This window comes from Aeromicrobium sp. CnD17-E, assembly GCF_024124745.1.
GTDB lineage: Bacteria > Actinomycetota > Actinomycetes > Propionibacteriales > Nocardioidaceae > Aeromicrobium.
Window position 1 is genome coordinate 29,903 of record NZ_JAMXRU010000012.1, and the last position, 24,355, is coordinate 54,257.

A 24,355-nucleotide genomic window follows, 5' to 3' on the forward strand; every position below is an offset into this window, starting at 1 on the left:
CGTCCCGACACGCCCTCGTGGAAGCATGAGAAGGGCCACGGTGCTTGGTTGCGTGTCTAAACTTCCTCCTGGCCCTGAGCCAGGTCCGCCCTGCGGACGACATCCCACCCTGACGGAGCATCTCCCGTGACCGACCTCTACAGCCTCCTGCCGATCGTCCTGCTGCTCGTGATCTTCTACCTGCTGGTCATGCGACCGGCGCGGGCGCGGCAGAAGGACTACCAGAACACCCAGGCCGCCCTCGAGCCCGGTCGTCGTGTCATGCTCGCCAGCGGCATCTACGGCGAGCTCGTCTCCCTCGGCGACGTCGAGGCCGAGCTGCGCATCGCCCCGGACACCGTGATCACCGTCAACCGCCAGGCCGTCGCGAAGGTCGCCGACCCGAGCCCGACCCCCGAACCCGAGAGCCCGAACGACTGATGGCCAGACCTGCGCCCCGACCCGGGACCCCGCGTCCTCGTCGCACCCTCCTGCTGTTCCTCGCGCTGGTCGTGGCGCTCTACGGCCTGCTCGTCGGCGTCGACCTGAAGCACGACGACGGTGCCGTCTGGAAGCCGCGCCTCGGCCTCGACCTCCAGGGCGGCACCCGCATCACCCTCCAGGCCGAGGCCTCGTCGGGCGACGTGACGCCGGAGAAGCTGCGCGAGGCGCGCGACATCATCGACCAGCGCGTCAACGCCACGGGCGTGTCGGAGGCCGAGGTCACCACCCAGGGCGGCAACCAGGTCATCATCGAGATCCCCGGCGAGCGCCGCGGCAACATCGTCGACCAGGTCGGCAAGACGGCCCAGCTGCGCTTCCGGCTCGTCTGGGCCCAGGCGCAGGGCGCCACGGGCCAGCCGCTCGACGACGCGGCGCGCGCGAAGGCCGAGAAGGCGGTGTCAGCGGTCGACTGGACCAAGCTGTCGCTCGACCAGATGATCGCCGCCGAGACCGACTCGCCGGCCACCCTGCCGAAGCAGTACTCCGACGGCGTCGCCGCGCTGCAGCAGCTGGCCGCCGGGTTCCAGTGCTCCCCGGACGGCAACCAGGTCGAGGACGTGCCCAGTCGGCCGCTCGTCACCTGCGACCCGACCAACGGGCAGGTCTTCGTCCTCAGCCCCTCCGTGATCGAGGGCTCGCAGGTCAAGAAGGCCGAGCAGGTCTACGACAGCCAGCGGTCGCAGTGGGTCGTCTCCATCGCGATGCGCGACGCCGGCTCCAAGGTGTTCGACGCCGTCACCACCGCGCTCACCCCGCAGCAGAAGAGCTTCGCGATCGTCCTCGACGGCGAGGTGCTCAGCGCGCCGACGTCGCAGGCGGTCATCCGCAACGGGCAGTCCCAGATCCAGGGCAGCTTCACGTCGACGTCGTCCAAGGCGCTCGCCAACCAGCTCACCTACGGTGCGCTGCCCCTGACCTTCAAGGTCAACGGCGTCTCCGTGGAGGGTCCGTCGCTCGCGGGCAGCCAGCTGCAGGCCGGTCTGCTTGCCGGCGGCGTGGGTCTCGTGCTCGTCATGGGCTACCTGCTGCTCTACTACCGGGGCCTCGGCCTCGTGGCCATCGGCTCGCTGCTCATGGCCGCCGCCGTCAGCTACGCCATGGTCCTGCTGCTCGGGCAGTCGCTCGGCTTCACGCTGACGCTGCCCGGCATCGCGGGCCTGATCGTCGCGATCGGCATCACCGCCGACTCCTTCATCGTCCTCTTCGAACGCATCCGCGACGAGGTGCGCGACGGCAAGTCGCTGCGCCTGGCGGTCGAGTCGGGGTGGGACCGCGCCCGGCGCACCATCCTGGCGGCCGACGGCGTCTCGCTGCTCGCCGCGGTGATCCTGTTCATCTTCGCGATCGGCGTGGTGCGCGGGTTCGCGTTCGCGCTCGGCCTGACGACGATCATCGACGTCATCGTCGTGTTCCTGTTCACCAAGCCGCTGATGTCGCTGCTCGCCAGCACGAGATTCTTCGGCAAGGGGCACAAGCTCTCCGGCTTCGACGCCGCCCACCTCGGCATCGGTGAGCGTGCCGTCGACCAGTCCGGGCCCGCCCGGACCCGCACGGGAGGACGCGCCTGATGGGACGTCTCAGCAGCTTCGGCCAGCACCTCTACACCGGCCGTGTCTCGGTCGACTTCGTCGGCCGCCGCCGGCTCTGGTACACGATCTCCGTCGTGATCCTGCTGGCCTCCACGCTCGGCTTCGTCGTGCAGGGGTTCAACCTCGGCATCGAGTTCAAGGGCGGTGTCGAGCTCACCGCCAAGGTGCAGCAGGCCGACACCGCGACCGCCGACCGGCTCACGCGCGCCATCGACGAGGCCGGCGTCCCGGAGGCGGGCGACCCCATCGTCACCACCTCGGGGCAGGACACGATCCGCATCGACGTCCGCGCCCTGACGCAGGACCAGACGGCCACGCTCGAGAAGGCGCTCACCGACGCCGGCGCGACCGAGGTCAGCCAGAACCTCATCGGCCCGTCGTGGGGCAAGCAGGTGGCCAGCAAGGCGCTCACCGGCCTGCTCGTGTTCCTCGTGGTGGTCGTCGTGTTCATCGCCGCCTACTTCCGCGACTGGCGGATGTCGCTCGCGGCCGTCGTCGCGCTCGCGCACGACGTGCTCATCACCGCCGGCGTGTACGCGTGGTCGGGCTTCGAGGTGACGCCCGCGACCGTCACGGGCTTCCTGACCATCCTCGGCTACTCGCTCTACGACACCGTCGTCGTCTACGACAAGGTGCGCGAGAACACCCACGGGGTGCTGGCCTCGAACCGTCGCACGTACGCCGAGCAGGCGAACCTGGCGGTCAACCAGACCCTCGTGCGGTCCATCAACACCTCGGTGACGGCACTGCTGCCGGTGCTCGCGCTGCTCGTCGTCGGTGTGGGCGTCCTCGGGTCGGGCCCGCTCAAGGACCTCGCGCTGGCCCTCTTCATCGGCATGGCGGCCGGCACCTACTCCTCGATCTGCATCGCGACGCCGCTCGCGGTCCAGCTGCGCGAGCGCGACCCCGCCGTCAAGGCGCACACGAAGCGGGTGCTTGCCCGGCGGGCGAAGGACGCCCAGGTCGCGGCCGAGCAGGCCGGTGCCGACGAGGCCCAGCCGGTGGCTGCGGGGGAGCAGGGCTCCGCCGTCCGCGGTCCCGGCGAGCGGCGCCAGCCGTCCCGTCCGCCGCGTTCGGCGCGCAAGGGCGGCAGCGGGTCGGGCGGACGGTGACGGCGTGGGGCCGTGGGCCGTCCGAGGGTCGGCATGACATGCTTGCGGGCATGAAGAAGCTTGCCCTCGCCGGCGCCCTGCTCGCCGCCACCACCACCCTGACCGCCTGCGGATCCGGCAGCAGCGCCTACTGCTCCGACCTGAAGTCCGCCACGAAGCAGTTCGACTCGCTCGAGAGCAACGACCTCGGCAAGATCGACGAGGCGTTCAAGACGTTCCACCAGCTCGCCGACGAGGCCCCCTCCGACATCAAGAGCGACTGGAAGGTGCTCGACGACGGCATCACCTCCGTCGAGAAGGCGCTCGACGACGCCGGCCTCAAGATGTCCGACCTCGCGAAGGTCCAGTCGGGCAACCTGCCCGAGGGCGTCGACATGACGAAGCTGCAGGGTCTGGCCTCGGAGTTCCAGAAGCTGGGCGACGAGAAGTTCACCAAGGCGTCCGACGCGATCGAGAAGCACGCCAAGGACGAGTGCGACGTCGACCTGAAGACGTCCTGACCTCCGTGGACGCCGCCACGGCGATCGACGCCTGCGTCCGGCCGGTCGAGGACTGGCCGGCGCCGGGCGTCACCTTCCGCGACGTCACGCCGCTGCTCGCCGACCCGGACGCGTTCGGCGCGGTGACGGCCGCGCTGGCCGACGCCGTCCGTGGGCTGCGCCCCGACGCCGTCGTCGGTGTCGAGGCGCGCGGGTTCATCTTCGGCGCGCCCCTGGCCCTGGAGCTGGGCGTCGGTTTCGTGCCCGTGCGCAAGGAGGGCAAGCTGCCTGCCGACACGCACCGCGCCACCTACGCGCTCGAGTACGGCGAGGCGACGGTGGAGATCCACACCGATGCACTGGCGCCCGGCGCCCGCGTCGTCGTGGTTGACGACGTCCTCGCCACCGGCGGCACGCTGCGCGCGGCCGCCGAGCTGGTGCAGACCTGCGGCGCCGAGGTCGTGGGCAACGCCGTGGTCCTGGAGATCGGGGCGCTCGGAGGCCGCGAGCGGCTCGCGGACGTCCCGCTCGTGAGCCTGCGCCGCTACTGAGGACCGGAGACCGTGAACCCTCGACACACCCGCACCATCGCCCTCGTGCTCGTCGCCATCCTGGTGCTGACGGCGGCCGCCACCCTGCTGGACGTGCTCCTCTGACACGCCGCTTCGGTGGTGGCCGCCCCTGGCCTACGATGGAAGGCACGACAGGAGCAGTGAGTGGCTGATCGCATCGAGACACCGCAGGCCGGAGCCCCCGAGGTGGCGCCGGCGACCGAGCCTGCCCGCGTCGACCCCGCCCCGGCGGGCGCTCGGGTGCGCAGCCGGCTGGCCCGCATCGGCGGCCGCTCGACGCCGCAGAACCCGGTGCTCGACCCGCTGCTCGCGGTGTACCGCGAGAACCACCCGAAGGCCGACGTCGACGTCATCCGCAAGGCGTACGAGATCGCCGAGCGCATGCACGAGGGCCAGAAGCGCAAGAGCGGCGACCCCTACATCACCCACCCGCTCGCGGTCGCGACGATCCTCGCCGAGCTGGGCATGACCGGTCCGACGCTGTGCGCCGCGCTCCTGCACGACACCGTCGAGGACACGCCGTACACGCTCGACGCGGTCAGCACCGACTTCGGCGAGGAGGTGGCGCTGCTCGTCGACGGCGTCACCAAGCTCGACAAGGTCAAGTACGGCGACTCCGCGCAGTCGGAGACGATCCGCAAGATGGTCGTCGCGATGAGCCGCGACATCCGCGTGCTCGTCATCAAGCTCGCCGACCGGCTGCACAACATGCGCACGCTGCGCTACCTGCGCCAGGACAAGCAGGAACGCATCGCCCGCGAGACGGTCGAGATCTTCGCGCCGCTGGCGCACCGGCTCGGCATGAACACGATCAAGTGGGAGCTCGAGGACCTTGCGTTCTCCACGCTGCACCCGAAGGTCTACGACGAGATCGTCCGCCTCGTGGCCGACCGTGCGCCGTCGCGCGGCCAGTTCCTGGAGCGGGTCATCGGCGAGGTCGAGTCCGACCTGCGGCACGCGAAGATCAAGGCGACGGTCAGCGGCCGGCCCAAGCACTACTACTCGATCTACCAGAAGATGCTGGTCCGCGAGCGCGAGTTCACGGACATCTTCGACCTCGTCGGCGTGCGGATCCTGGTCGACTCCGTGGCCGACTGCTACGGCGTGCTGGGCGTGCTCCACGCGCGGTGGAACCCGATCCCCGGTCGGTTCAAGGACTACATCTCGGTCCCGAAGTTCAACATGTACCAGTCGCTGCACACGACCGTGATCGGCCCGCAGGGCAAGCCGGTCGAGCTGCAGATCCGTACGCACGCCATGCACCGTCGCGCCGAGTACGGTGTCGCGGCGCACTGGAAGTACAAGGAGAACGGCAGCGCGCGTCCGGCCACCGGCAAGAACGCCTCGCCGGGCAGCGACGACATGGCCTGGCTGCGCGAGCTGGTCCAGTGGCAGTCCGAGACCGAGGACTCCGTCGACTTCCTCGACAACCTGCGCTTCGAGATGAACAGCGCGGGCGTCTACGCCTACACCCCGCGCGGCGACGTCATCCAGCTGCCCGCCCAGGCCACCCCGGTCGACTTCGCCTACGCCGTGCACACCGAGGTGGGCCACGCCTGCATCGGCGCCCGGGTGAACGGACGGCTCGTCTCGCTGGAGTCGGAGCTGAAGACGGGCGACGTCGTCGAGGTCTTCACGTCCAAGTCGCCCGACGCCGGGCCCAGCCGCGACTGGCTGGAGTTCGTCAAGAGCCCGCGCGCCCGCAACAAGATCCGCCAGTGGTTCACCAAGGAGCGGCGCGAGGAGGCGATCGAGCACGGCCGCGACCTCATCGCGAAGCAGATGCGCAAGGAGAACCTGCCGCTGCACCGCATCTTCAAGCACGACACGCTCGACGCGATCGCCAAGGACCTCAACCTCCCCGACGTCTCGGCGCTGTACGCCGCCGTGGGTGAGAACAACGTCGGTGCGCAGAACGTCGTCGAGCGGGTCATCGCCCTGTCCGGCGGCCGCGACGGAGCCGAGGAGGACCTCGCCGAGGCGACCGTCATCCCGGGCAGCGGCTCGCGCCGTCCGCGCGGCGACGGCCAGGCGGGCGTGCTCGTCGTCGGGGTCTCCGGCGACCTCATGGTCAAGCTCGCCCGCTGCTGCACGCCGGTGCCGGGCGACGACATCGAGGGGTTCGTCACCCGAGGCTCGGGCGTCTCGGTGCACCGCAAGGACTGCGTGAACCTGCAGTCGCTGCGCTCGCAGCCCGAGCGCCTGGTGCCGGTGCAGTGGGCCCCCACGGCGCACAGCACCTTCCTCGTCGCCATCCAGGTCGAGGCGCTCGACCGGCCCCGCCTGCTCAGCGACATCACCCGGATCATCTCCGACCAGCACGTGAACATCCTGTCGGCGGCACTGACCACGGGGCGCGACCGCGTCGCGAAGAGCAAGTTCAGCTTCGAGATGGGCGACCCGAAGCACCTCGACCACGTGCTCGCCGCCGTGCGGCACATCGAGGGCGTGTTCGACGTCTACCGCGTCACCCAGTGACGGTGTCCTGACGCCTGGCGCAGCCGTCAGGACACCGTCGTCCCGTCAGGTCGGGATGACCTTGAACAGGAAGCGCTGGCGCACCATCAGCCAGATCAGCCCCAGCTCGACGGTGTGCACGACGGCGCCCTGCCACGGGCTGCTGCGGTCGAGGCCGGGGATGTTGGCGACGGCCACGACGAAGAAGACGTGCACGATGAACACGTAGAGGCTGGCCGCGCCGATCGGCACGTAGAACCAGCCGAACAGGCGGTTCATCGGCTTCCACGCGGCCGTCAGCAGCGCGTAGGCGACGACCAGCACGAGCAGCAGGTCGAGGAGGCGTCCCGGCTGCAGGTAGATGCGCTGGTAGAGGTTCTCGTACAGCCAGTCGTAGCGCACGATGCCGAGGAACGGAGCCCCCTGCGTCGCCCACAGCGTCGCGAGCACGACCGCGTAGCCCACCACGAGCGTCGTGACCACCGCGACGCCGCGTCGGCTCGTCAGCGCCCGGGTGATCGGGCGGCGGTAGTAGCCGATCACGAGTCCGTGCAGGAAGGGCAGCTGCCAGCTGAGCAGCGGGAACACGGCGTCGAACTGCGAGGGCAGGACGGACGCCTTCGTCACGGCCTCGATGCCGTACAGGGTCCAGGAGATGACCAGGACGAGCCACCACAGCCGTCGACGCAGCAACCACATGAGGGCGGGCACCAGGGCCGAGAGCACGACGAACAGGCCCATGATGTTGAAGACCCAGGGGCCCATCTCCAGGAGCAGCAGCCCTCGCACGGCGTACCACGGGGGCGGGTAGGCGAGCAGCTGCGGGAAGTTCGCGTAGAGGTCGTACACCTGGCCCGCCGCCGCGCCACCGCCCGTGCCCGTGCCGCGGTCGGTGAACGTGGTGACGACCGTCGCGCTGATGCCCGGCACCAGCCCGATGAGGTAGACGAGCACGACGACCCCGAGGGCCGTCAGGTACTGCTTGCGCACGCGGGCCCACGCCGCCGCCGACGCAGCCCGCTCGCCGAGCCGCTCGACGGTCCGTGGGTAGACCATGCCCAGCACGAGCCCGGACAGCAGCACGAACATCTCGGCCCCGGTGATGGCGCCGATCGCGTTGCGGCTGAGGAACGAGTAGGGACCTGCGAGCTCGGTGTGGATGACGACCACCGTGACCATCACCCAGCCGCGGAGGAAGTCGACCCGTCCGTCGCGCAGCCCGCCGTCGTCGGGGTAGCGCCACGACGGTGCGACGCGACGCACCAGGCCCGAGCCGACGAAGAGCACGGCGGCGAGCACGACGCACCCCACGATCCAGGCCATCGGGTCGCCGTCGGCCGGGTCGGCCTGGCGGTACTCGGCGGTCGACTCGTTCGCGACCTCCTGGTCGACCACCCGGGTGACGGCGCCGGTCGTCGCACCCGTGCGCAGGACCGCCTCGAACGGGCGGGCGAGCTCGGGACGCGACGTGACCCGCCAGTCGGTCTCGCGACCGTCGGCCTCGTCCTCACGGCGCCGTTGCTCGAGCCAGGTGACGAGGTCGAGGCGAGGGTAGGCGGACCGGACGGTGGGGGAGAAGACCTGGTCCCACCAGGCCGACTTCACGGCGAGCTCGTCGACGTCGCCGCGGTCGTACCAGGCTGCCGCGGTCTCCAGCGACATCGAGCGTCCGTCGCGGGCGAAGCGGTCGTAGAACGGACGACGTCGGGTGTCGTCGTCGTAGCCGTAGCGCTCCTGCAGACGAGCCACGAGCTCGTCGGAGGCCGGGACGGAGTCGGTGCCGAACGGCTGCGCCCGACCGAACCGGAACATCACCAGGCCGACCCGGTCGACGACGTCGGCACCGGGCCAGTACGGACCGTACGGGTCGTCAGCCTCGGTGACCCGACCGTCGTCGTCGGTGTCGAGCTGGCCGAGGGGCCGGGGCGCGGAGCCCGGGATCGAGCCGTAGGCCCGACCGAAGGGGTAGCCGGCGCCGTACGCCGGGACCCAGGCCATCTCGACGGCGTCGGTCCGCGACGCGATCCCTCGGGCCGCCTCGCGGAATGCCGCCGTGTACGCCTCGGGCTGCTGCCCCCACGCCGTCCAGGTGCCGTTCATCTCCGGGGCGAACCGGACCACGAACTCGGTGTCGAGCTGCTCGTGGAGGGTCTCCAGCTGCTCACCGACGGCGCGGGCGTCGGCCGCCGTCAGGTCGTCCAGCGGGATCCGCGGCTCGAGGGTGAGCTGCGCGATCGCCCCGTGCGCGGCGGTCTGCTGCACGAACTGGCGCAGGAACACCCGGTCGTCGCGGTCGAGCGGGTAGCGCACCTTCTGGGCGTACACCGACGGGGAGACGCCGAGCCGGTCGGCGTAGTCGTCGGCGGAGTCGCGGGTCCAGTCGAGCATGGGCCCCACGTAGGGGCCGTCCGTCGGCGTCGGCACGACGTCGGCGGCCTGGGCGGTCGTTCCGCCCAGGAGGGGGAGGAGCCCGACGAGCGCCGTGAGGAGCAGACGCCGCAGGATCACCCGTTCCTCCGGCAGGTCACCGTCCAGCGGTTGATGTCGCCCTCGCGCTCGTAGGCGAGGGCGTCGACGGCGGCGATGGTCAGGGCGAGCCCGCGACCGTCCTCGGCATCCGGCGGGGGCATCGTCACGTCGCTGAGGTCGAGCCCCACCGGACGGCCGTCGTCGGCGAACCGCGCCTCGACCAGTCCGGGGGACACGTCGAGCTGGATCGCGACCTGGCGCAACGGCGGGCCGGGGTGGTGGCGCACGCTGTGCTCCACGATGTTGGCGAAGATCTCGACGAGCGCCATCTCGAACCGCACCCGGTCCGTCGTCGAGACCGACGGGACGCTCTCCCAGAGCTGGGCGATCTCGTCCTGGAGCGTGTCGACCTGCTCGGGGACGGCCTCCAGCACCAGGTGGACGCTGTGCACGTCGCCCATCAGAACGCCTCCGCGACCGAGGCGCGGGGTCGGAGCACGCGGTCGAGGTTGGTCAGGGACAGGACGGTCGTCACCTGCTCGGTCGGTCGGGCGAGCCGCAGGTCGCCGCCGGCCTGGCGGCACCGCTTCAGACCGGCGATGAGCGCGCCCAGGCCCGAGGAGTCGAGGAACGTGGTCTCGCCCAGGTCGACGACGACCTTCGACGTCCCGCCGTCGACGAGGCCGGTGATGGCCTCGGTCAGCTGTCGGGTGACGACCATGGTGAGCCGGCCGACCGGGGTGACGACCCCGATCCCGCGCTCGGTGTGGGCGACGTGGATGTCGGTCATGCGGGGGTCCTCTCCTCGACCGATGCGCTGCCGCGGTACCGCGCGGCCCGGATGATGATGCTCAGGATGACGAGGTCGAACACGACCCACACCACGTTCAGTGCCGTACCCAGCGGCTGGGCCTGTCCCACGCCGAGGCGGATGCCGCCGATCACGAGGGCCGCGACGAGCAGGCCCATGGCGACGAGCTGCGGCTTGATCAGGTCCCAGCGGGGCCGCCCCTCCGTGGCCGTCACGGTCTTCGGCGTCACGGCGAAGTCGAGGGCTCGGCCGCGGTACACGTTCCCGAAGGCCGACGTGAACGCCTTGATCCAGACCGGGAACAGCGCGAGCGAGTACTGCTGGCCGCGCCAGGTCTTCACCCCGCGCCCCACCACGAAGAACAACAGCTGGTTCACGACGAGGAACGGCACGAGCCGGATGAAGAAGTCGCTGCTGAGCGCCTGCACCGGGAGCACGCCGAGGATCAGGTAGACCACCGGCGCGCCGATGTAGACGATGGCGGCGAAGCCGGACAGGTAGCTCCACATCGTCGCGAAGTACATGAGGCGCTGCGGCCACGACAGCCCAGGCTGCACGAGCGGGTTCTCGCGGAACATCACCTGGACCGTGCCCTGGGCCCAGCGCAGGCGCTGTGTGAGCATCGAGGCCATGTCCTCCGGGGCGAGTCCGTGCGCGAGGACCTCGTGGTGGTAGGCCGTGCGCCAGCCCATGCCGTGCAGGCGCATCGCGGTGGCCATGTCCTCGGTGACCGAGATGGTCGCGAGGGGCATGACGGGCTGGGCCTCGTCGAGCCGCGACACGTCGACCGCGTCGACCAGTCGTCGCACGCTGCTGAGTGCCCCGGCTGCCGACCAGTCACGCTCCAACGTCGCGGCGAGCACCTCGACGTCGACCGCGTCGAGGCCGTCCGTCGACAACCCGTCCTCGAGGGCGGCGATGGCGGCGACGTCGTCGGCGAGCAGCCGGGCGTCGGAGCGGGCCACCTCGCGCTCGGCGTCGCGCAGGCGCAGGCCGAACCGGAACGTCACGTCGGCGACGGCCTCGCCACGGTCGAGCGCGCCCAGGGCGCGTCGGGCGTCGTAGTCGATGCTGTCGAGCAGGGTCCTGAGGGAGGCGTCGGACTCCTCGACGCCAGATCGCGCACGGTCGACGATCTTGCGGGCCGTCCGCAGGGCGGTGCGGACGCTGCGCTCGAGCTCGTCGGCGTAGCGCGAGACGCCGAGCTGCATGAGCGCCTCGCGGCGGATGACGGCGTTGGATCCGCAGAAGAAGGCGGCGTTCCAACCGTCCTTGCCCTGCTGGATGGGGCCGTAGAACAGGGGGGCCTGGCTGCCGAGCACATCGGCGTCGTCGACGTTGACGAAGTACTGCGGCGTCTGCACGAGCGCCATGCGGGGGTCGTCGAAGTAGCCGAGGACGCGGTCGAGGATGTCGGGGGTCGGTACCTGGTCGGCGTCGAGGATGAGGATGAACTCGCCCTCCGTGGCCATGAGCGCGTTGTTGATGTTCCCGGCCTTCGCGTGCCGGGGACGGTCGACCCAGTCGGCGGTGCGGTGCAGGCAGCCGATGCCGTGCTGCTCCGCCCAGGCCGCGAGCTCCGGACGGTTGCCGTCGTCCAGGATCCACGTCTGGTGCGGGTGGCGGATCTCGGCAGCCGCCAGGGCGGTGCGCTGCACGAGGTCGAGCGGCTCGTTGTAGGTGGTGATGAAGACGTCGACCGTGGCCTCGGGCGGCGCGTCAGGTGGGGCGGGACGTCGCTTCGAGCGCCACATGGTCATGCCGAACAGCAGCGAGTCGATGACGCTGTAGGTCTCGGCGATCACGAGCGGCACGGCGATCCACCAGGCCGGCCAGTTCACGGAGAAGAGCCAGCGCCAGAGGACGTAGTTGACCCCGAGGACGGCGGTGAGGACCACCAGGAGCCGGACCTGCCAGAGCGGTGAGCTCACTCCGCCGCGTCCTTGCGCACCGCCAGCACGGTCACGTCGTCGCGGACGGGCACGGCGAGGGCGAGGCGCTCGACCTCGCGCACGAGCCGGTGCGGCGACCCCGTGGCGGCGACGAGACGGCTGACGGCGGCGGACGGCACCTCGATGTCGGGGACGACGTCGAGCAGACCGTCGCTGAAGCACACGAACGTGTCACCCGCGGCGAGCGCGACGCGCTGCTCGTGCCAGTCGGACGTGGCGTCGACGCCGAGCGGCAGGTCGTCGGAGCCGAGTGTCGTGGTGCTCCCGTCGTGGTGGACGACCACGGAGAGTCCGTGGCCGGCGTCGACGAACGACAGGACGCCGGTGTGCGGGTCGGCCCAGCCGAGGAAGATGGTGACGAACGCCTCGGCGGCCTCCAGGTCGTCCTGGACGACGTCGCGCGCGCGTTCGAGCACACCACCCAGGTGGCCGCGGGTGGCCGGGTCGGTCGCGGCGAAGCGGCGCATCTCCGCCCGGATGACGGTGCGGACCGCGGACATGAGGATGGCGGCGGCGGTGCCCTTGCCCATGACGTCGGCGACGAGCACGTAGTGCCCGCCCTCGAGCTCGCGGTGGTCGAAGGCGTCGCCTGCGACGAGGCCGGTGGCGACGCACGTGGCGGCGAACGTGTAGCCCGGGACGGGCGCGACACCGCGGGGGAGGAGGGCCTGCTGCACCGACGTGGCGTGCTCGCGGTCGGAGCTGAGGTGCACCTCGTCCTGCACGCAGGTGGCGAGCTGCTCGAGCATCGTGAGGTCGTGGTCGTCGAACTCGCGCGGGCTCGTGTCGTAGAGGCACAGCGTCCCGATGGTCGTGCCGTGCTGGTCGCGGATCGGGTGGCCGGCGTAGAAGCGGACCCCGAAGGCGGTGACGGTGGGCAGGGAGGCGAAGGCCGGGTCCTGCACCGCGTCGTTGATCACGAGGGGCGCGTCGTGCTCGCGCGTGGTCTCGCAGAACGTGTCGCTCGTCCTGATCTCGGTGACCCCGTCGATGCCGGCGGTCGACTTCAGGAAGGACCGCTCGTGGTCGAAGAGGTTGATGCTCGACATCGGCACGCCCCAGATGGTGCGAGCCAGCTGCGTGAACCGGTCGAACCTCTCCTCGCGGGGGGTGTCGAGCAGTCCGGTCGCCTCGACCGCGCGGTCGGGGTCGGTCGTCGTGGCGGGCGGCTCGCGGTACGCGGTCAACGTCCGCGCCCCGCCCTCCCCGGGGGCTTCGTCCATACGTTTTATCTAACCGGACGATCGGGGACAGTGCCACCGAATCGGCCGCATGGCGGCAGGGCAAAAAAGCGACACCGTGTCCGGAGGGGGACGGACGAGCGGATTGTCGCTCGACCTGCGGGAGCGCCGGTGCGGCCTCTCGTTCGGGTGGGGCTGCGTCGGTGCGGCTTCGAGTCGTCCTGCGGCTGCGCCGGCGCGTCTTCGACTCGTCCTGCGGCTGCGTCGGCTCCGCTCCGACTCGTCCTGCGCTCCGCAAGGGCCTCGACCGGGCGGTTGGGCGGTCGCTGGTCTGGGGTCTCGGGCTGCGGGTTGCGCGTCCCATCGGTGGATCTGCAACCTTCTGAGCGCTCTACAGGTGGCAGATCCACCGCCGAGCGGGCCAGACGTGGCAGCGCTTCTCCCTTCTCGTGGACCGTGCCACGGGAAGGGAGAAGCGCTGCCCACCCCACCCCCAAGTCCGCCCACGATGCTTCCTTCGCGCGCTGAAGCCCGAACGCTTCTGCGTTCATGACGGGATCCCGTGGGAAACGCAGAAGTCTCGAACCTCCGACGCACAAAGGAAGAATCGTGTGTCCAACCAGGGCCACAGCCCGAGAACCCAGACCACGTGCCCGCCCAGCTGCCCGGTCGAGGCCCTTTCGGAGACCACACCCAGCGAAAGCCGAGGCAGCGCACCAGCAAGCCCAGACCCCCTGCGGCAGCGCACCAGCAAGCCGAGACCCCCTGCAGCAGCGCACCAGCAGGAGGAGACCCCTGCGGCAGCGCAGCACCGAACCCTGCCGAGACCCCCAGGCCAGCGCACCACCAAGCCGCGCCACGACCCCCTCCGGCGCCACGTGCAGGTCACCGGGGCGACACCCGGTGGTCAGACGGGTGGGGGAGGGTCGTGTCATGAGCTCGGGGGAGATCGATCGTCGAACCGTCGTCCGCGCGGCTGCGCTGGCTGCCGTCACCTCTGGCGGCGTGCTGCTGGGGAGTGGGCCGGCGGCTGCCCGCGGCGTGCCGTCCCTGGTGCGCCGGGGGAGGCCGGAGCTGACGCACGGGGTGCAGGCCGGTGACGTGCACGCTGGACAGGCGACGCTGTGGGGGCGGGCCGACCGGCCGGCGCGTCTCGTCGCGGAGATCTCGCGCGACCCGTCCTTCCGGCGCGCCGTGACCGTCCCCGGTCCGCGCGTCACGCCCGACACCGACCTCACCGGGCAGTGGGCGGTGCGCGGGCTCCCGCCCGGCACCGACGTGCACTACCGGCTGCGCGCCGTCGACCTGCACGACCCGCGACGCTCGGGTCGTCCGGTCGCCGGCCGGCTCCGGACGCTCGGCGTACGGCGGCGCGACGTCCGCTTCCTGTGGTCCGGCGACGTCGCTGGGCAGGGCTGGGGCGTCAACCCCGACCTGGGCGGCTTCCGCATCGCCGACGCGATGGCCCGCCGCGACGCCGACTTCTTCCTCTGCAGCGGCGACACCGTGTACGCCGACGGTCCCGTCCAGGCGTCGGTGCCGCTCTCGGACGGCCGGACGTGGACGAACCTCGTCACGGAGGAGAAGTCGAAGGTCGCCGAGACACTCGCCGAGTACCGGGGCCAGTACCGCTACAACCTGGAGGCGGAGAACTGGCGTGCGTTCCTGGCGAGCACCGCGCAGGTGACGCAGTGGGACGACCACGAGGTCACGAACAACTGGTACCCGGGCGAGGTGCTGGACGACGCGCGGTACACCGAGCGCCGTGTCGACGTGCTCGCGGCGCGGGCGCGGCGCGCGTTCCACGACTACGTGCCCGTCGCCGAGATCTCGCCCGACCGGGTCGGACGGGTCTACCGCGTCCTGCACCAGGGACCGCTGCTCGACGTCTTCGTCCTCGACATGCGCACCCACAAGGACCCGAACACGGCCGGCGACGAGACCTCGGGCGACGGCGGGGTGCTCGGCGCGGAGCAGACCAGGTGGCTGCTGCGCGAGCTGCGCGCCTCCCGCGCCACGTGGAAGGTCATCGCGGCGGACCTGCCGATCGGGCTCGTCGTGCCCGACGGCAGCAGCGCGCAGGAGGGTCTGGCCCAGGGCGACGCCGGGGCTCCGCGCGGTCGGGAGATCGACATCGCGCAGGTGCTCACGGCGCTGCAGGACGCCGGCATCCGCAACCACGTGTGGCTCACGGCCGACGTGCACTACACGGCCGCGCACCACTACTCGCCCGACCGGGCCGCCTACCAGCGGTTCGACCCGTTCTGGGAGTTCGTGTCCGGCCCGTTGAACGCCGGTGCGTTCGGACCCAACCGGCTCGACTCGACGTTCGGTCCGCGCGCGGAGTTCGTCGCCGCCCCGCCCACGCCCAACACCGGCCCGGCGGACGGGTTCCAGTTCTTCGGCGAGGTCGAGATCGACGCCGCCACCGAGGCGCTGACCGTCACCCTGCGCGACGTCGACGGGCGGGCGCTCCACACCCGCACGCTCGAGCCGCAGGCGCGCTAGTCGTCGACACCCCGGGCGCCGGGGCGTCTCGACGACCGTCGGGACTCAGCCGAAGTCGGCGGCGGCCTTCTGGGCCATCGCCAGGAACGACTCGTTCGACTCCAGCTTCGCGCTCAGGTCCTTGACCTTGCGTGCGTCGCCGGCCGCCTCGGCCTTCGCGAGGGCCTCACGGGTCTCGTCGATCGCGCGCTGCAGCTTGCCGATCATGTCGTCGGCGCGGGCGGACTTCTCGGGGTCCGAACGCTTCCACTCCTGCTCACCGGCAGCCCGGACGGCCTGCTCGACCGTGCGCAGACGTCCCTCGAGCTCCTTGACCCGGCCGCGCGGCACCTTGCCCGCGGCCTCCCAGCGGTCGGCGATGTCGTTGAGGGCGCGGCGTGCCTTGTCGAGGTCGGTGACGGGCAGGAGCGCCTCGGCCTCGACCAGGAGCTGCTCCTTCACGACGGCGTTGGCGGCGAACTCCTCGTCGAGCGCGGCGTTCGCGGCGTCACGGGCCTGGAAGAAGACGTCCTGGGCGGCGCGGAAGCGCTTCCAGAGCTTGTCCTCGACGTTGCGGGGCGCGGAGCCGGCAGCCTTCCAGCGGGTCATGAGGTCGCGGTAGGCGCCCGACGTGGGACCCCACTCGGTGGAGGAGGAGAGCGCCTCGGCCTCGGCGATCAGCTTCTCCTTGACCTTCTGCGCGGCCTCGCGCTGCGTGTTCTGCTCGGCGAAGTGGGCCTTGCGCTTGCGCGTGTACGCGGTGCGCGCGGCGCTGAAGCGGTGCCAGAGCTGGTCGTCGGCCGACTTGCTGAGCCGGGGGAGTGCCTTCCACTCCTCGAGCAGCTCGCGCAGCCGGTCGGCGCCGGCGCGCCAGTCCTGGCCGGCCGCGATCTTCTCGGCCTCCTCGACGATGCGCGTCTTCGCGACGGTCGCCTCCGCGACCTTGGCCTCACGCTCGGCGCGACGCTCCTCGCGCTGCTTCTCGATGGCCGGGGCCAGCGCGTCCAGACGCGCCTCCAGGGAGGCGAGATCGCCGATCGCGGCGGCGTCCGTCACCTCCCCGCGCACCTTCGCGACGGCCTTGGCGGCCTCGTCGGGCGACAGCGCACCCGAGGCGAGACGCTTCTCGAGCAGGTCGACCTCGGTCTCGAGGCCCTCGAAGCGTCGGACGTAGAAGGCGAGCCCCTCGGCGGGGTCCCCGACCTTCCACTCGCCGATCTCTCGTTCGGAGTCACCGGTCTTGACGAAGACCGTCCCCTCGGCGTCGACGCGGCCCCACGGGTGCTCGGCGGTGGTCATGGCGACAGTCTAGGAGGACGCCACCCCGACTCCGCCACCCCGCCGCCCGTCGGGACGCCTCGGCGGGGCGCCCGCCGTGGTCCGGGGGCCGCCATGCCCCGCGTACCCTGTGGGGCGTGCTGCTCACGTCCTTCCCCGCCGGCCCCCTGCAGGCCAACTGCTACGTGCTCGCCCGCGAGGCGGGTGCCGGGTGCGTCGTCGTCGACCCCGGCATGGACGCCCTCGACGGGGTCCGCCAGGTCGTCGCCGAGCACGACCTGCGCGTCGAGGCCGTCCTCGTCACCCACGGCCACTTCGACCACCTCTGGAACGCACAGGACGTCGCACGGGAGTTCGACGCACCGGTGTGGATCCACCCCGCCGACCGACACCTGCTGAGCGACCCGATGGCGGCGATCTCCGGACCGTCCGCCGCGATGCTGCGCGCGCAGTTCGGCCTGCACGACCTGCCCGAGTTCGTCGAGCCCTCCGACGTGCGCGACGCCGTCGACGGTGCCGTGATCGAGGTCGACGGCCTGAGCCTCAGCGTCGACCACGTCCCGGGCCACACGCCGGGCACCGTCTACTACCGGGTCGACTGGGACGGCAGCGGCGTCACCGAGGGCACGGTGTCGCAGGTGATGTTCTCCGGCGACTTCCTGTTCGCCGGCTCGATCGGTCGCACCGACCTGACCGGCGGCGACCACGACCAGATGCTGCAGAGCCTGCGCGAGAAGGTCCTGCCGCTGCGCGACGACGTCGTGGTCCTGCCCGGTCACGGCCCGCAGACGTCGATCGGGCGCGAGCGCGCCACCAACCCGTTCCTCGCCGAGCTGCAGGAGGGCTGACATGGCGAAGCTGAGTGGATTCCCCGAGCTGCTGCCGGCCGACCGTGCGGTGGAGGTGGCGGTCGTCGACGCCCTGCGCCGCGTGTTCGAGCTGCACGGCTTCGCCAACGTCGAGACCCGCGCCGTCGAGCCGGTCGAGACGCTGCTGCGCAAGGGCGAGATCGACAAGGAGGTCTACGTCGTGCGCCGCATCCACGACGACGCCTCCGGCGACTCCGGCTCCCGCTCCGACGCGCTCGCGCTGCACTTCGACCTCACCGTCCCCTTCGCGCGCTACGTGGTGGAGAACGCCGGCAAGCTCGCCTTCCCGTTCCGTCGCTACCAGGTCCAGAAGGTGTGGCGCGGGGAGCGTCCGCAGCAGGGACGCTTCCGCGAGTTCACGCAGGCCGACATCGACATCGTCGGCGACGGCACGCTGCCGTTCCACGCCGACGTCGAGGTCGCGCGGGTGATGGCCGAGGCGCTGGCCGCGGTGTCCGCCGTCCTTGGCGCCGGACCGGACGACCCGTCCTGGTTCACGTTGCAGGTGAGCAACCGCAAGGTGCTCGAGGGCTTCTACCGTGGCCTCGGCGTCGCGGAGCCCACTGCCGTCATGCAGGTCGTCGACAAGCTCGACAAGCTGCCGGGCGAGCGCATCCTCGAGCTGCTCGCCGAGACCGGTCTCGACGAGACGTCGGCCCGTGCCTGCCTGGCGCTCGCGGAGATCAGCACCGACGACACCTCCTTCGTCGAGCGGGTCCGCGAGCTGGGTGTCGAGCACCCGCTGCTCGACGAGGGCCTCGACGAGCTCGCGACCGTGGTCGCCGCCTGTGCCGACGTCGAGGGGGTCCGCGTCACCGCCGACCTGCGCATCGCGCGCGGCCTCGACTACTACACCGGGACCGTGTTCGAGACGCGCATGACCGGGCAGGAGCAGCTCGGCTCCGTCTGCTCCGGCGGGCGCTACGACGAGCTCGCGTCCGACGGCCGACGCACCTACCCGGGCGTGGGCATCTCGCTCGGCCTCTCGCGGCTGCTCGTCCCGCTCGTCGCGAACGGGCTGACCAGCAGCCGACCCGTGCCGTCGGCCGTGCTCGTCGCCGTGACCGACGAGGAGTCACGTCCGGCGAGCGACGCCCTCGCGCAGCGGCTGAGGCGGCGCGGCATCCCCACCGAGGTGTCGTCGGCGGCGCAGAAGTTCGGCAAGCAGATCCGCACCGCGGAGCGCCGTGGGATCCCGTACGTCCTCTTCCCGGGCGAACCGCCTAGGGTCGCCCCTAGTGTCAAGGACATCCGTACCGGCGACCAGGTCGACGTCGACCCCGACACCTGGACGCCCCCCGCCGCCGACCTGACGCCCACCGTCGTCGGGCTCGGCCCCCACTCGAAGGAGACCACGCCGTGATCCGCACCCACGCCGCCGGAAGCCTGACCGCCGCCCAGGTGGGCGAGCAGGTCACCCTCGCCGGATGGGTGGCGCGCCGGCGCGACCACGGCGGGGTCGCGTTCATCGACCTGCGCGAGGCCAGCGGCGTCGTGCAGGTGGTCGTCCGCGAGGAGGTCGCGCACCAGCTGCGCGCCGAGTACTGCCTGAAGGTCGTCGGCACGGTCGAGAAGCGTCCCGAGGGCAACGAGAACCCGGCCATCCCGACCGGAGAGATCGAGGTCATCGCGAGCGACGTCGAGATCCTCAGCGCCTCGGCGCCCTTGCCCTTCCCCATCGACGACGCCGCGTCGTCGAGCGCGGGCACGGTCGGCGAGGAGGTGCGGCTGCGTCACCGCTACCTCGACCTGCGTCGCTCGGGCCCCGCGCACAACCTCCGTCTGCGCAGCAAGGTCAACGCCGTCGCGCGCGAGGTGCTCGGCCGCCACGAGTTCGTCGAGGTCGAGACGCCCACCCTCACCCGCTCGACCCCCGAGGGCGCCCGCGACTTCCTCGTGCCCGCGCGCCTGCGTCCCGGCAGCTGGTACGCGCTGCCGCAGAGCCCCCAGCTGTTCAAGCAGCTGCTCATGGTCGGCGGCCTGGAGCGGTACTACCAGATCGCACGTTGCTACCGCGACGAGGACTTCCGCGCCGACCGGCAGCCCGAGTTCACCCAGCTCGACGTCGAGATGAGCTTCGTCGACCAGGACGACGTGATCGCGCTCGCCGAGGAGATCTACGCCGAGCTGTGGCGGCTCATCGACGTCGAGCTGCCCCGGCCGTTCCCGCGGATCACGTACGCCGACGCGATGCGTCGCTACGGCTCGGACAAGCCCGACCTGCGCTTCGACCTCGAGCTCGTCGAGCTGACCGACTACTTCACGGACACCCCCTTCCGCGTGTTCCAGGCGCCGTACGTCGGCGCGGTGGTGCACCCGGGCGGCGGCTCGCAGGCGCGTCGCACGCTCGACGGCTGGCAGGAGTGGGCCAAGCAGCGTGGCGCGCGGGGCCTGGCCTACGTGCTCGTCGGCGAGGACGGCACCCTGGGCGGTCCGGTCGCGAAGAACCTGTCCGAGGCCGAGCGCGAGGGACTCGCGGAGGCTGCCGGTGCGAAGCCGGGCGACGCGATCTACTTCGCCGCCGGCCCCACGAAGTCGATGCGTCAGCTCCTCGGTGCCGCGCGCATCGAGATCGCCCGTCGCGAGAACCTCATCGACGAGTCGGCGTGGGCGTTCTGCTTCGTCGTCGACTGGCCGATGTTCGAGGCCGTGAGCGAGCTCGACTCCGGCGACGTCGCGGTGGGTGGCGGCGAGTGGACCGCGGTGCACCACGCGTTCACGGCGCCGCAGGACCCGGCGACGCTCGCCGACCCGGGCAGCTCGATCGCCCAGGCCTACGACATCGTCTGCAACGGCAACGAGGTCGGCGGCGGCTCGATCCGTATCCACCGCCCTGACGTCCAGAAGCGCGTCTTCGAGATCATGGGCATCGGCGAGGAGGAGGCGCAGGAGAAGTTCGGCTTCCTGCTCGACGCGTTCGCGTACGGCGCCCCGCCGCACGGCGGCATCGCCTTCGGCTGGGACCGCACGGTCGGCCTGCTGGCGGGCACCGACTCGATCCGCGACGTCATCGCGTTCCCGAAGTCCGGCGGCGGGTACGACCCGCTGACCGCGGCCCCGGCCCCGATCACGCCGGAGCAGCGCGCCGAGGCCGGTGTCGACGCGGAGCCCGATGAGGAGGGGCCCGAGGACGCGGACGGCGCACCCGCGTCCTGACCTCGCGCGAGCAGGTCAGCCCCGCTCAGCGCGCGGTCGTCGGAGAGGGCCACCCGAGCTGCCGGGCCGCGTGGCAGAGGACGAACCAAGGGCCGACCAGCTCCACGACCTCGTCCGAGGGGAGCGTCAGCCGTGCCCGCCAAGGCGTGTGCGCCAGCCGGGAGCGGCGGACACCGTAGCGCGGGCGCACCACGACCGCGACGGGGTCTGGCAGCACGACCGGCGTGCGGGAACCGGTCGTGACCGTCTCGAGGACCAGGCCGTTGACCGTGACCTCCAGGACCCACATGAATCCTCGCAGCCCCGGGGCCACGACCCGCTCGCCCTCGGTGACGTCGAGCGTCCCGACGTAGCCGTCGTGGCGGGCACCCGGGAACAGGCTCCAGACGTGGAGGGTGCCCCCCGCGAAGGCGTCGAACAGGTTCGTGACGGTGTTGCTCAGCAGCCAGTACGTGACGGCGAACGGTCCCGGTCGCCGGACGTGCCAGGAGCCACGGTCGTCACGAGCAGGACGCAGCTGCACCGTGGCCCTCAGCCGAGGAGGTGGCGGACGCGGGTCCAGCCCGGGTCGCGCTCATGGGTGGCGGACAGTCCGTGCGTCGACGCCCACCGCGCCACGTCGGCGCCGGCGTTCTGGTCCTCGCCGTCGGTGTAGACGTGCAGGGTCCGGGTGCCGTTGGTCGTCACCCGGGCGACGACCAGCCCGCGTGGCTCGATGGTCGCGGTGAGGGAGTCGTCGAGGGCCTGCAGCCGACCGAGCACCTCCGGTGACGGCATGCCCCGATCGTCGGGGTCGAACGTGGCGACGAGCGCGTGGTGCAGGTCGAGGGTCGGCGCGTCGACCCATCGCAGACCGGTGCGGGCGAGCGCGAACACCGGGCGACCCTCGGCGGTCTGTCCGGAGAGCGCCGACCACACGTCGGTGTCGCGCTCCTCGGCGCACACGGCCACCGCAGCCTGCAGGTCCGCCACGGTGCGTGCCGATGACGGGGCGTCGACCAGCGGCTCGACCCCGCCCAGCCAGCGCGCGACGTCGTCCTCGCCCAGCGCCCAGTCGAGCACCATGAAGGTCAACGGGCCGTGCACCCGCTCGGGCAGCTCGGCGAAGGCGGGATGGTGCACGCCGACGTGCACGCGCAGCGCCTCCGGGTCGGTCTCGACGGCGAGCACGACCCGCGCGAGGTCGACGGCGGCCCCGTCGACCTCGAGCACGGCGTCGAACGCGGTGGGGTCGGCCTCGACGGCCGGTGCGTACTCCCACGTCGCGTCCGCCGGCGGAGCGGCGCGGAACCACCGCTCGGCGGCAGGACGGGCGTCGGCGAGGCCGCCGGCCGAGACCGTGAGCCGGTGCTGTGCGGTGCGCCCGGGCCCGAGGTGCCAGGTCAGGTCGGGGTCGATCGACGCCAGCAGACCGTCGAGCACGGCGTGGGTCGGTCCCGCCTGCGACGGGTCGAGGTGCCGGCCCTCCTCGGTCCACCAGTCCCAGAAGGCACCGACCGGCGTGGGGGCGGGCCGTGCGGTCCCGGCGTCGCCGGCGTCGGCGTGCGGGTCGGACTCGGAGGAGGTACGGCGGGAGAACAGGCCCATGGGCCCAGCCTGGCCCATGCGCCGACCGCGGTACAGCGTCCGGGCGTGTCGGGGGCGGTGACTACGCTCGCAGGGTGAGCGACGACGGACTGTTCGACCTGCCGGGGGACGACGTGCGCCCCGTGGCGCGTCCGGACTCCTCGGGCTCGCTCGCCGGCAACGCCCACTCCTCGGCGCCGCTCGCGGTGCGCATGCGTCCGCGCACCCTCGACGAGCTCGTCGGCCAGGAGCACCTGCTCGTGCCGGGGTCGCCGCTGCGGCAGGTGATCGACGGCGACCAGCCCCTCACGATCCTGCTCTGGGGCCCTCCGGGCACGGGCAAGACGACCATCGCCTCGCTGATCAGCAACCACACCCACCGTCGCTTCGTCGAGGTCTCGGCGGTCTCCGCGGGCGTCAAGGAGGTCCGCGACGTCATCGCCGGAGCGCGGCGCGCGCTGCAGAACGGCGTCGAGACGGTGCTGTTCGTCGACGAGGTGCACCGCTTCTCCAAGGCCCAGCAGGACGCGCTGCTGCCGGGCGTGGAGAACCGCTGGGTCTCGCTCATCGCCGCCACCACCGAGAACCCCCACTTCAGCGTCATCTCGCCGCTGCTCAGCCGGTCGCTGCTCCTCACCCTGCAGTCCCTCGACGACGGTGACGTCGCCGTCATGATCGACCGGGCGGTCGAGGACGACCGTGGGCTCGGCGGGCGGGTCAACCTCACCGACGACGCCCGCGACCACCTGGTGCGGCTGGCCGGTGGCGACGGACGTCGTGTGCTCACCTACCTCGAGGCCGCCGCCGGCGCGACGCTCAGCCAGGGTCGCACCGAGGTCACCGTCGACGACGCGGCGCTGGCCGTCGACAAGGCGGCCGTGCGCTACGACCGGCAGGGCGACCAGCACTACGACGTCACGAGCGCCTTCATCAAGAGCATCCGCGGCTCCGACGTCGACGCCGCCCTGCACTACCTCGCGCGCATGGTCGAGGCGGGGGAGGACCCCCGGTTCATCGCGCGGCGCCTGATGATCCACGCGAGCGAGGACATCGGCATGGCCGACCCGACGGCGCTGCCCGTCGCCACCGCCACCGCGCAGGCCGTCGCGCTGATCGGGTTCCCCGAGGCGCGCATCCCGCTCGCCCAGGCCGTGATCCACCTCGCCACCGCGCCCAAGTCGAACGCGGTCGTGCGGGCGATCGACGCCGCGCAGGCCGACGTCCGCGCCGGCCGGGTCGGTGCCGTGCCCCCGGCGCTGCGCGACGCGCACTACTCCGGCGCCAAGAAGCTCGGCCACGGGCACGACTACCGCTACGCCCACGACGACCCCCGCGGGGTGGTCACCCAGCAGTACGCGCCCGACGACGTCGACGGCCGCGACTACTACGAGCCCGGCCGCCACGGTCACGAGGCCGCCGTGGCCGACCGGGTCGCGCGGATCCGCGCCATCCTGCGCGACCGCTGACTCCACGACCCGCTGCTGCGATGCCGCAGGTCGTCGCGACCGCCCACGATGAGCCGTTCCTGCGCGCCGGCGGTGGATCTGCCACCTTCTCAGCCCGTACGAGGTGGAGGATCCACCGCCGCCCACCCACGCGCGGGAAGCGCTTCTCCCTTCGCGTGGCACGGTCCACGAGAAGGAAGAATCCCTGCGCCTCCCTGCCCGTCCGGCGCCTCCCGACTCCGGCCGTGACCTGTGCCCATCTCCCACGCGGGAGCAGGGCCGCCGTTCCTAGTAACCTCGACACCATGCCCTCCGACGTCGACCCGCCGAGCGCGCTGGCAGGCACGAGCACCCGGTGGCCGGGACCGACGACCATCCGGACCAGGTGGGGCACGACCAGGCCGACGAAGGCGATGATGCCGGCGAAGGAGACGGCGGCCGCCGTGAGC

Annotated in this window: 19 protein-coding genes; 11 read left to right on the forward strand and 8 right to left on the reverse strand. The window is 71.7% G+C overall.

Annotated features, from left to right (window positions below):
• Positions 1-126: 126 nt before the first annotated feature.
• The 6 genes from yajC to NH339_RS04655 all read left to right on the forward strand — a co-directional run bounded on the left by yajC (position 127) and on the right by NH339_RS04655 (position 6,713).
• Complete coding sequence (yajC, locus tag NH339_RS04630; RefSeq protein ID WP_067857924.1) at positions 127-420, forward strand: preprotein translocase subunit YajC; 294 nt, start codon at positions 127-129, stop codon at positions 418-420.
• Positions 420-2,051 (forward strand): protein translocase subunit SecD, encoded by a 1,632-nt coding sequence (gene secD, locus NH339_RS04635; RefSeq protein ID WP_253023001.1) that lies wholly within the window; start codon positions 420-422, stop codon positions 2,049-2,051. The genes yajC and secD overlap by 1 nt, the downstream gene beginning before the upstream one ends.
• Positions 2,051-3,184 carry a protein translocase subunit SecF gene (secF, locus tag NH339_RS04640; RefSeq protein ID WP_253023002.1) on the forward strand — a complete coding sequence of 378 codons (1,134 nt, stop codon included), beginning with the start codon at positions 2,051-2,053 and terminating at the stop codon, positions 3,182-3,184. Before secD ends, secF begins: the two co-directional genes overlap by 1 nt.
• Before the next feature lie 50 nt (positions 3,185-3,234).
• The gene (locus NH339_RS04645; RefSeq protein WP_253023003.1) at positions 3,235-3,684 is read left to right on the forward strand and encodes a hypothetical protein; all 450 of its coding nucleotides are present in this window, start codon (positions 3,235-3,237) and stop codon (positions 3,682-3,684) included.
• 5 nt (positions 3,685-3,689) lie between these two features.
• On the forward strand, positions 3,690-4,214 hold the full coding sequence (locus tag NH339_RS04650) for an adenine phosphoribosyltransferase (protein ID WP_253023005.1): 525 nt from the start codon (positions 3,690-3,692) through the stop codon (positions 4,212-4,214).
• 165 nt (positions 4,215-4,379) lie between these two features.
• The gene (locus NH339_RS04655) at positions 4,380-6,713 is read left to right on the forward strand and encodes a bifunctional (p)ppGpp synthetase/guanosine-3',5'-bis(diphosphate) 3'-pyrophosphohydrolase (RefSeq protein ID WP_083516382.1); all 2,334 of its coding nucleotides are present in this window, start codon (positions 4,380-4,382) and stop codon (positions 6,711-6,713) included.
• A 45-nt stretch (positions 6,714-6,758) separates the two neighbouring features.
• Here NH339_RS04655 and opgC read toward each other — a convergent pair whose 3' ends face one another.
• The 5 genes from opgC to NH339_RS04680 are packed head-to-tail and all read right to left on the reverse strand — an operon-like array spanning position 6,759 to position 13,147.
• Positions 6,759-9,200 (reverse strand): OpgC domain-containing protein, encoded by a 2,442-nt coding sequence (opgC, locus tag NH339_RS04660; RefSeq protein WP_253023007.1) that lies wholly within the window; start codon positions 9,198-9,200, stop codon positions 6,759-6,761.
• Entirely contained in the window at positions 9,197-9,622 is a 426-nt protein-coding gene (locus NH339_RS04665) for an ATP-binding protein (RefSeq protein WP_253023009.1), read from the reverse strand. Before NH339_RS04665 ends, opgC begins: the two co-directional genes overlap by 4 nt.
• The gene (locus tag NH339_RS04670; protein WP_067857905.1) at positions 9,622-9,951 is read right to left on the reverse strand and encodes an STAS domain-containing protein; all 330 of its coding nucleotides are present in this window, start codon (positions 9,949-9,951) and stop codon (positions 9,622-9,624) included. Before NH339_RS04670 ends, NH339_RS04665 begins: the two co-directional genes overlap by 1 nt.
• The gene (locus tag NH339_RS04675; protein WP_253023011.1) at positions 9,948-11,903 is read right to left on the reverse strand and encodes a glycosyltransferase; all 1,956 of its coding nucleotides are present in this window, start codon (positions 11,901-11,903) and stop codon (positions 9,948-9,950) included. The genes NH339_RS04670 and NH339_RS04675 overlap by 4 nt, the downstream gene beginning before the upstream one ends.
• Positions 11,900-13,147 (reverse strand): PP2C family protein-serine/threonine phosphatase, encoded by a 1,248-nt coding sequence (locus NH339_RS04680; protein ID WP_253023013.1) that lies wholly within the window; start codon positions 13,145-13,147, stop codon positions 11,900-11,902. The genes NH339_RS04675 and NH339_RS04680 overlap by 4 nt, the downstream gene beginning before the upstream one ends.
• A gap of 891 nt (positions 13,148-14,038) precedes the next feature.
• On the opposite strand from NH339_RS04680, the gene NH339_RS04685 reads away from it, so the two are divergent.
• A complete protein-coding gene (locus NH339_RS04685; RefSeq protein ID WP_253023015.1) occupies positions 14,039-15,613 on the forward strand; it encodes an alkaline phosphatase in 1,575 nt (524 codons plus the stop codon).
• A 45-nt stretch (positions 15,614-15,658) separates the two neighbouring features.
• On the opposite strand, the gene NH339_RS04690 is transcribed toward NH339_RS04685, so the two are convergent.
• A complete protein-coding gene (locus NH339_RS04690) occupies positions 15,659-16,891 on the reverse strand; it encodes a DUF349 domain-containing protein (RefSeq protein WP_067857890.1) in 1,233 nt (410 codons plus the stop codon).
• 116 nt (positions 16,892-17,007) lie between these two features.
• On the opposite strand from NH339_RS04690, the gene NH339_RS04695 reads away from it, so the two are divergent.
• Genes NH339_RS04695 through aspS form a run of 3 tightly spaced genes read left to right on the forward strand, consistent with a single transcriptional unit; the run spans position 17,008 to position 20,895 of the window.
• Positions 17,008-17,718: an MBL fold metallo-hydrolase gene (locus NH339_RS04695; RefSeq protein ID WP_253023017.1), complete on the forward strand. Its 711-nt coding sequence runs from the start codon at positions 17,008-17,010 to the stop codon at positions 17,716-17,718.
• Position 17,719: 1 nt separating this feature from the next.
• Complete coding sequence (gene hisS / locus NH339_RS04700; protein ID WP_253023019.1) at positions 17,720-19,102, forward strand: histidine--tRNA ligase; 1,383 nt, start codon at positions 17,720-17,722, stop codon at positions 19,100-19,102.
• Positions 19,099-20,895, forward strand: a complete 1,797-nt coding sequence (gene aspS / locus NH339_RS04705) for an aspartate--tRNA ligase (RefSeq protein ID WP_253023021.1) — start codon at positions 19,099-19,101, stop codon at positions 20,893-20,895. The genes hisS and aspS overlap by 4 nt, the downstream gene beginning before the upstream one ends.
• Before the next feature lie 25 nt (positions 20,896-20,920).
• Here aspS and NH339_RS04710 read toward each other — a convergent pair whose 3' ends face one another.
• Together NH339_RS04710 and NH339_RS04715 are read right to left on the reverse strand one after the other, a co-directional pair.
• A complete protein-coding gene (locus tag NH339_RS04710; RefSeq protein ID WP_253023023.1) occupies positions 20,921-21,418 on the reverse strand; it encodes a hypothetical protein in 498 nt (165 codons plus the stop codon).
• A gap of 8 nt (positions 21,419-21,426) precedes the next feature.
• Positions 21,427-22,482, reverse strand: a complete 1,056-nt coding sequence (locus NH339_RS04715; protein ID WP_253023025.1) for a DUF695 domain-containing protein — start codon at positions 22,480-22,482, stop codon at positions 21,427-21,429.
• A gap of 74 nt (positions 22,483-22,556) precedes the next feature.
• Here NH339_RS04715 and NH339_RS04720 point away from each other — a divergent pair, with 74 nt between their 5' ends.
• A complete protein-coding gene (locus NH339_RS04720; protein ID WP_374208203.1) occupies positions 22,557-23,927 on the forward strand; it encodes a replication-associated recombination protein A in 1,371 nt (456 codons plus the stop codon).
• Positions 23,928-24,355: the final 428 nt, after the last annotated feature.

Excerpts from the sequence above, each read along its gene's own strand:
- secD (WP_253023001.1), top strand. The coding sequence starts at position 420 with ATGGCCAGACCTGCGCCCCGACCCGGGACCCCGCGTCCTCGTCGCACC.
- secF (WP_253023002.1), top strand. The coding sequence starts at position 2,051 with ATGGGACGTCTCAGCAGCTTCGGCCAGCACCTCTACACCGGCCGTGTC.
- NH339_RS04645 (WP_253023003.1), top strand. The coding sequence starts at position 3,235 with ATGAAGAAGCTTGCCCTCGCCGGCGCCCTGCTCGCCGCCACCACCACC.
- NH339_RS04665 (WP_253023009.1), bottom strand. The coding sequence starts at position 9,622 with ATGGGCGACGTGCACAGCGTCCACCTGGTGCTGGAGGCCGTCCCCGAG.
- NH339_RS04670 (WP_067857905.1), bottom strand. The coding sequence starts at position 9,951 with ATGACCGACATCCACGTCGCCCACACCGAGCGCGGGATCGGGGTCGTC.
- NH339_RS04680 (WP_253023013.1), bottom strand. The coding sequence starts at position 13,147 with ATGGACGAAGCCCCCGGGGAGGGCGGGGCGCGGACGTTGACCGCGTAC.
- NH339_RS04685 (WP_253023015.1), top strand. The coding sequence starts at position 14,039 with ATGAGCTCGGGGGAGATCGATCGTCGAACCGTCGTCCGCGCGGCTGCG.
- NH339_RS04690 (WP_067857890.1), bottom strand. The coding sequence starts at position 16,891 with ATGACCACCGCCGAGCACCCGTGGGGCCGCGTCGACGCCGAGGGGACG.
- hisS (WP_253023019.1), top strand. The coding sequence starts at position 17,720 with ATGGCGAAGCTGAGTGGATTCCCCGAGCTGCTGCCGGCCGACCGTGCG.
- NH339_RS04715 (WP_253023025.1), bottom strand. The coding sequence starts at position 22,482 with ATGGGCCTGTTCTCCCGCCGTACCTCCTCCGAGTCCGACCCGCACGCC.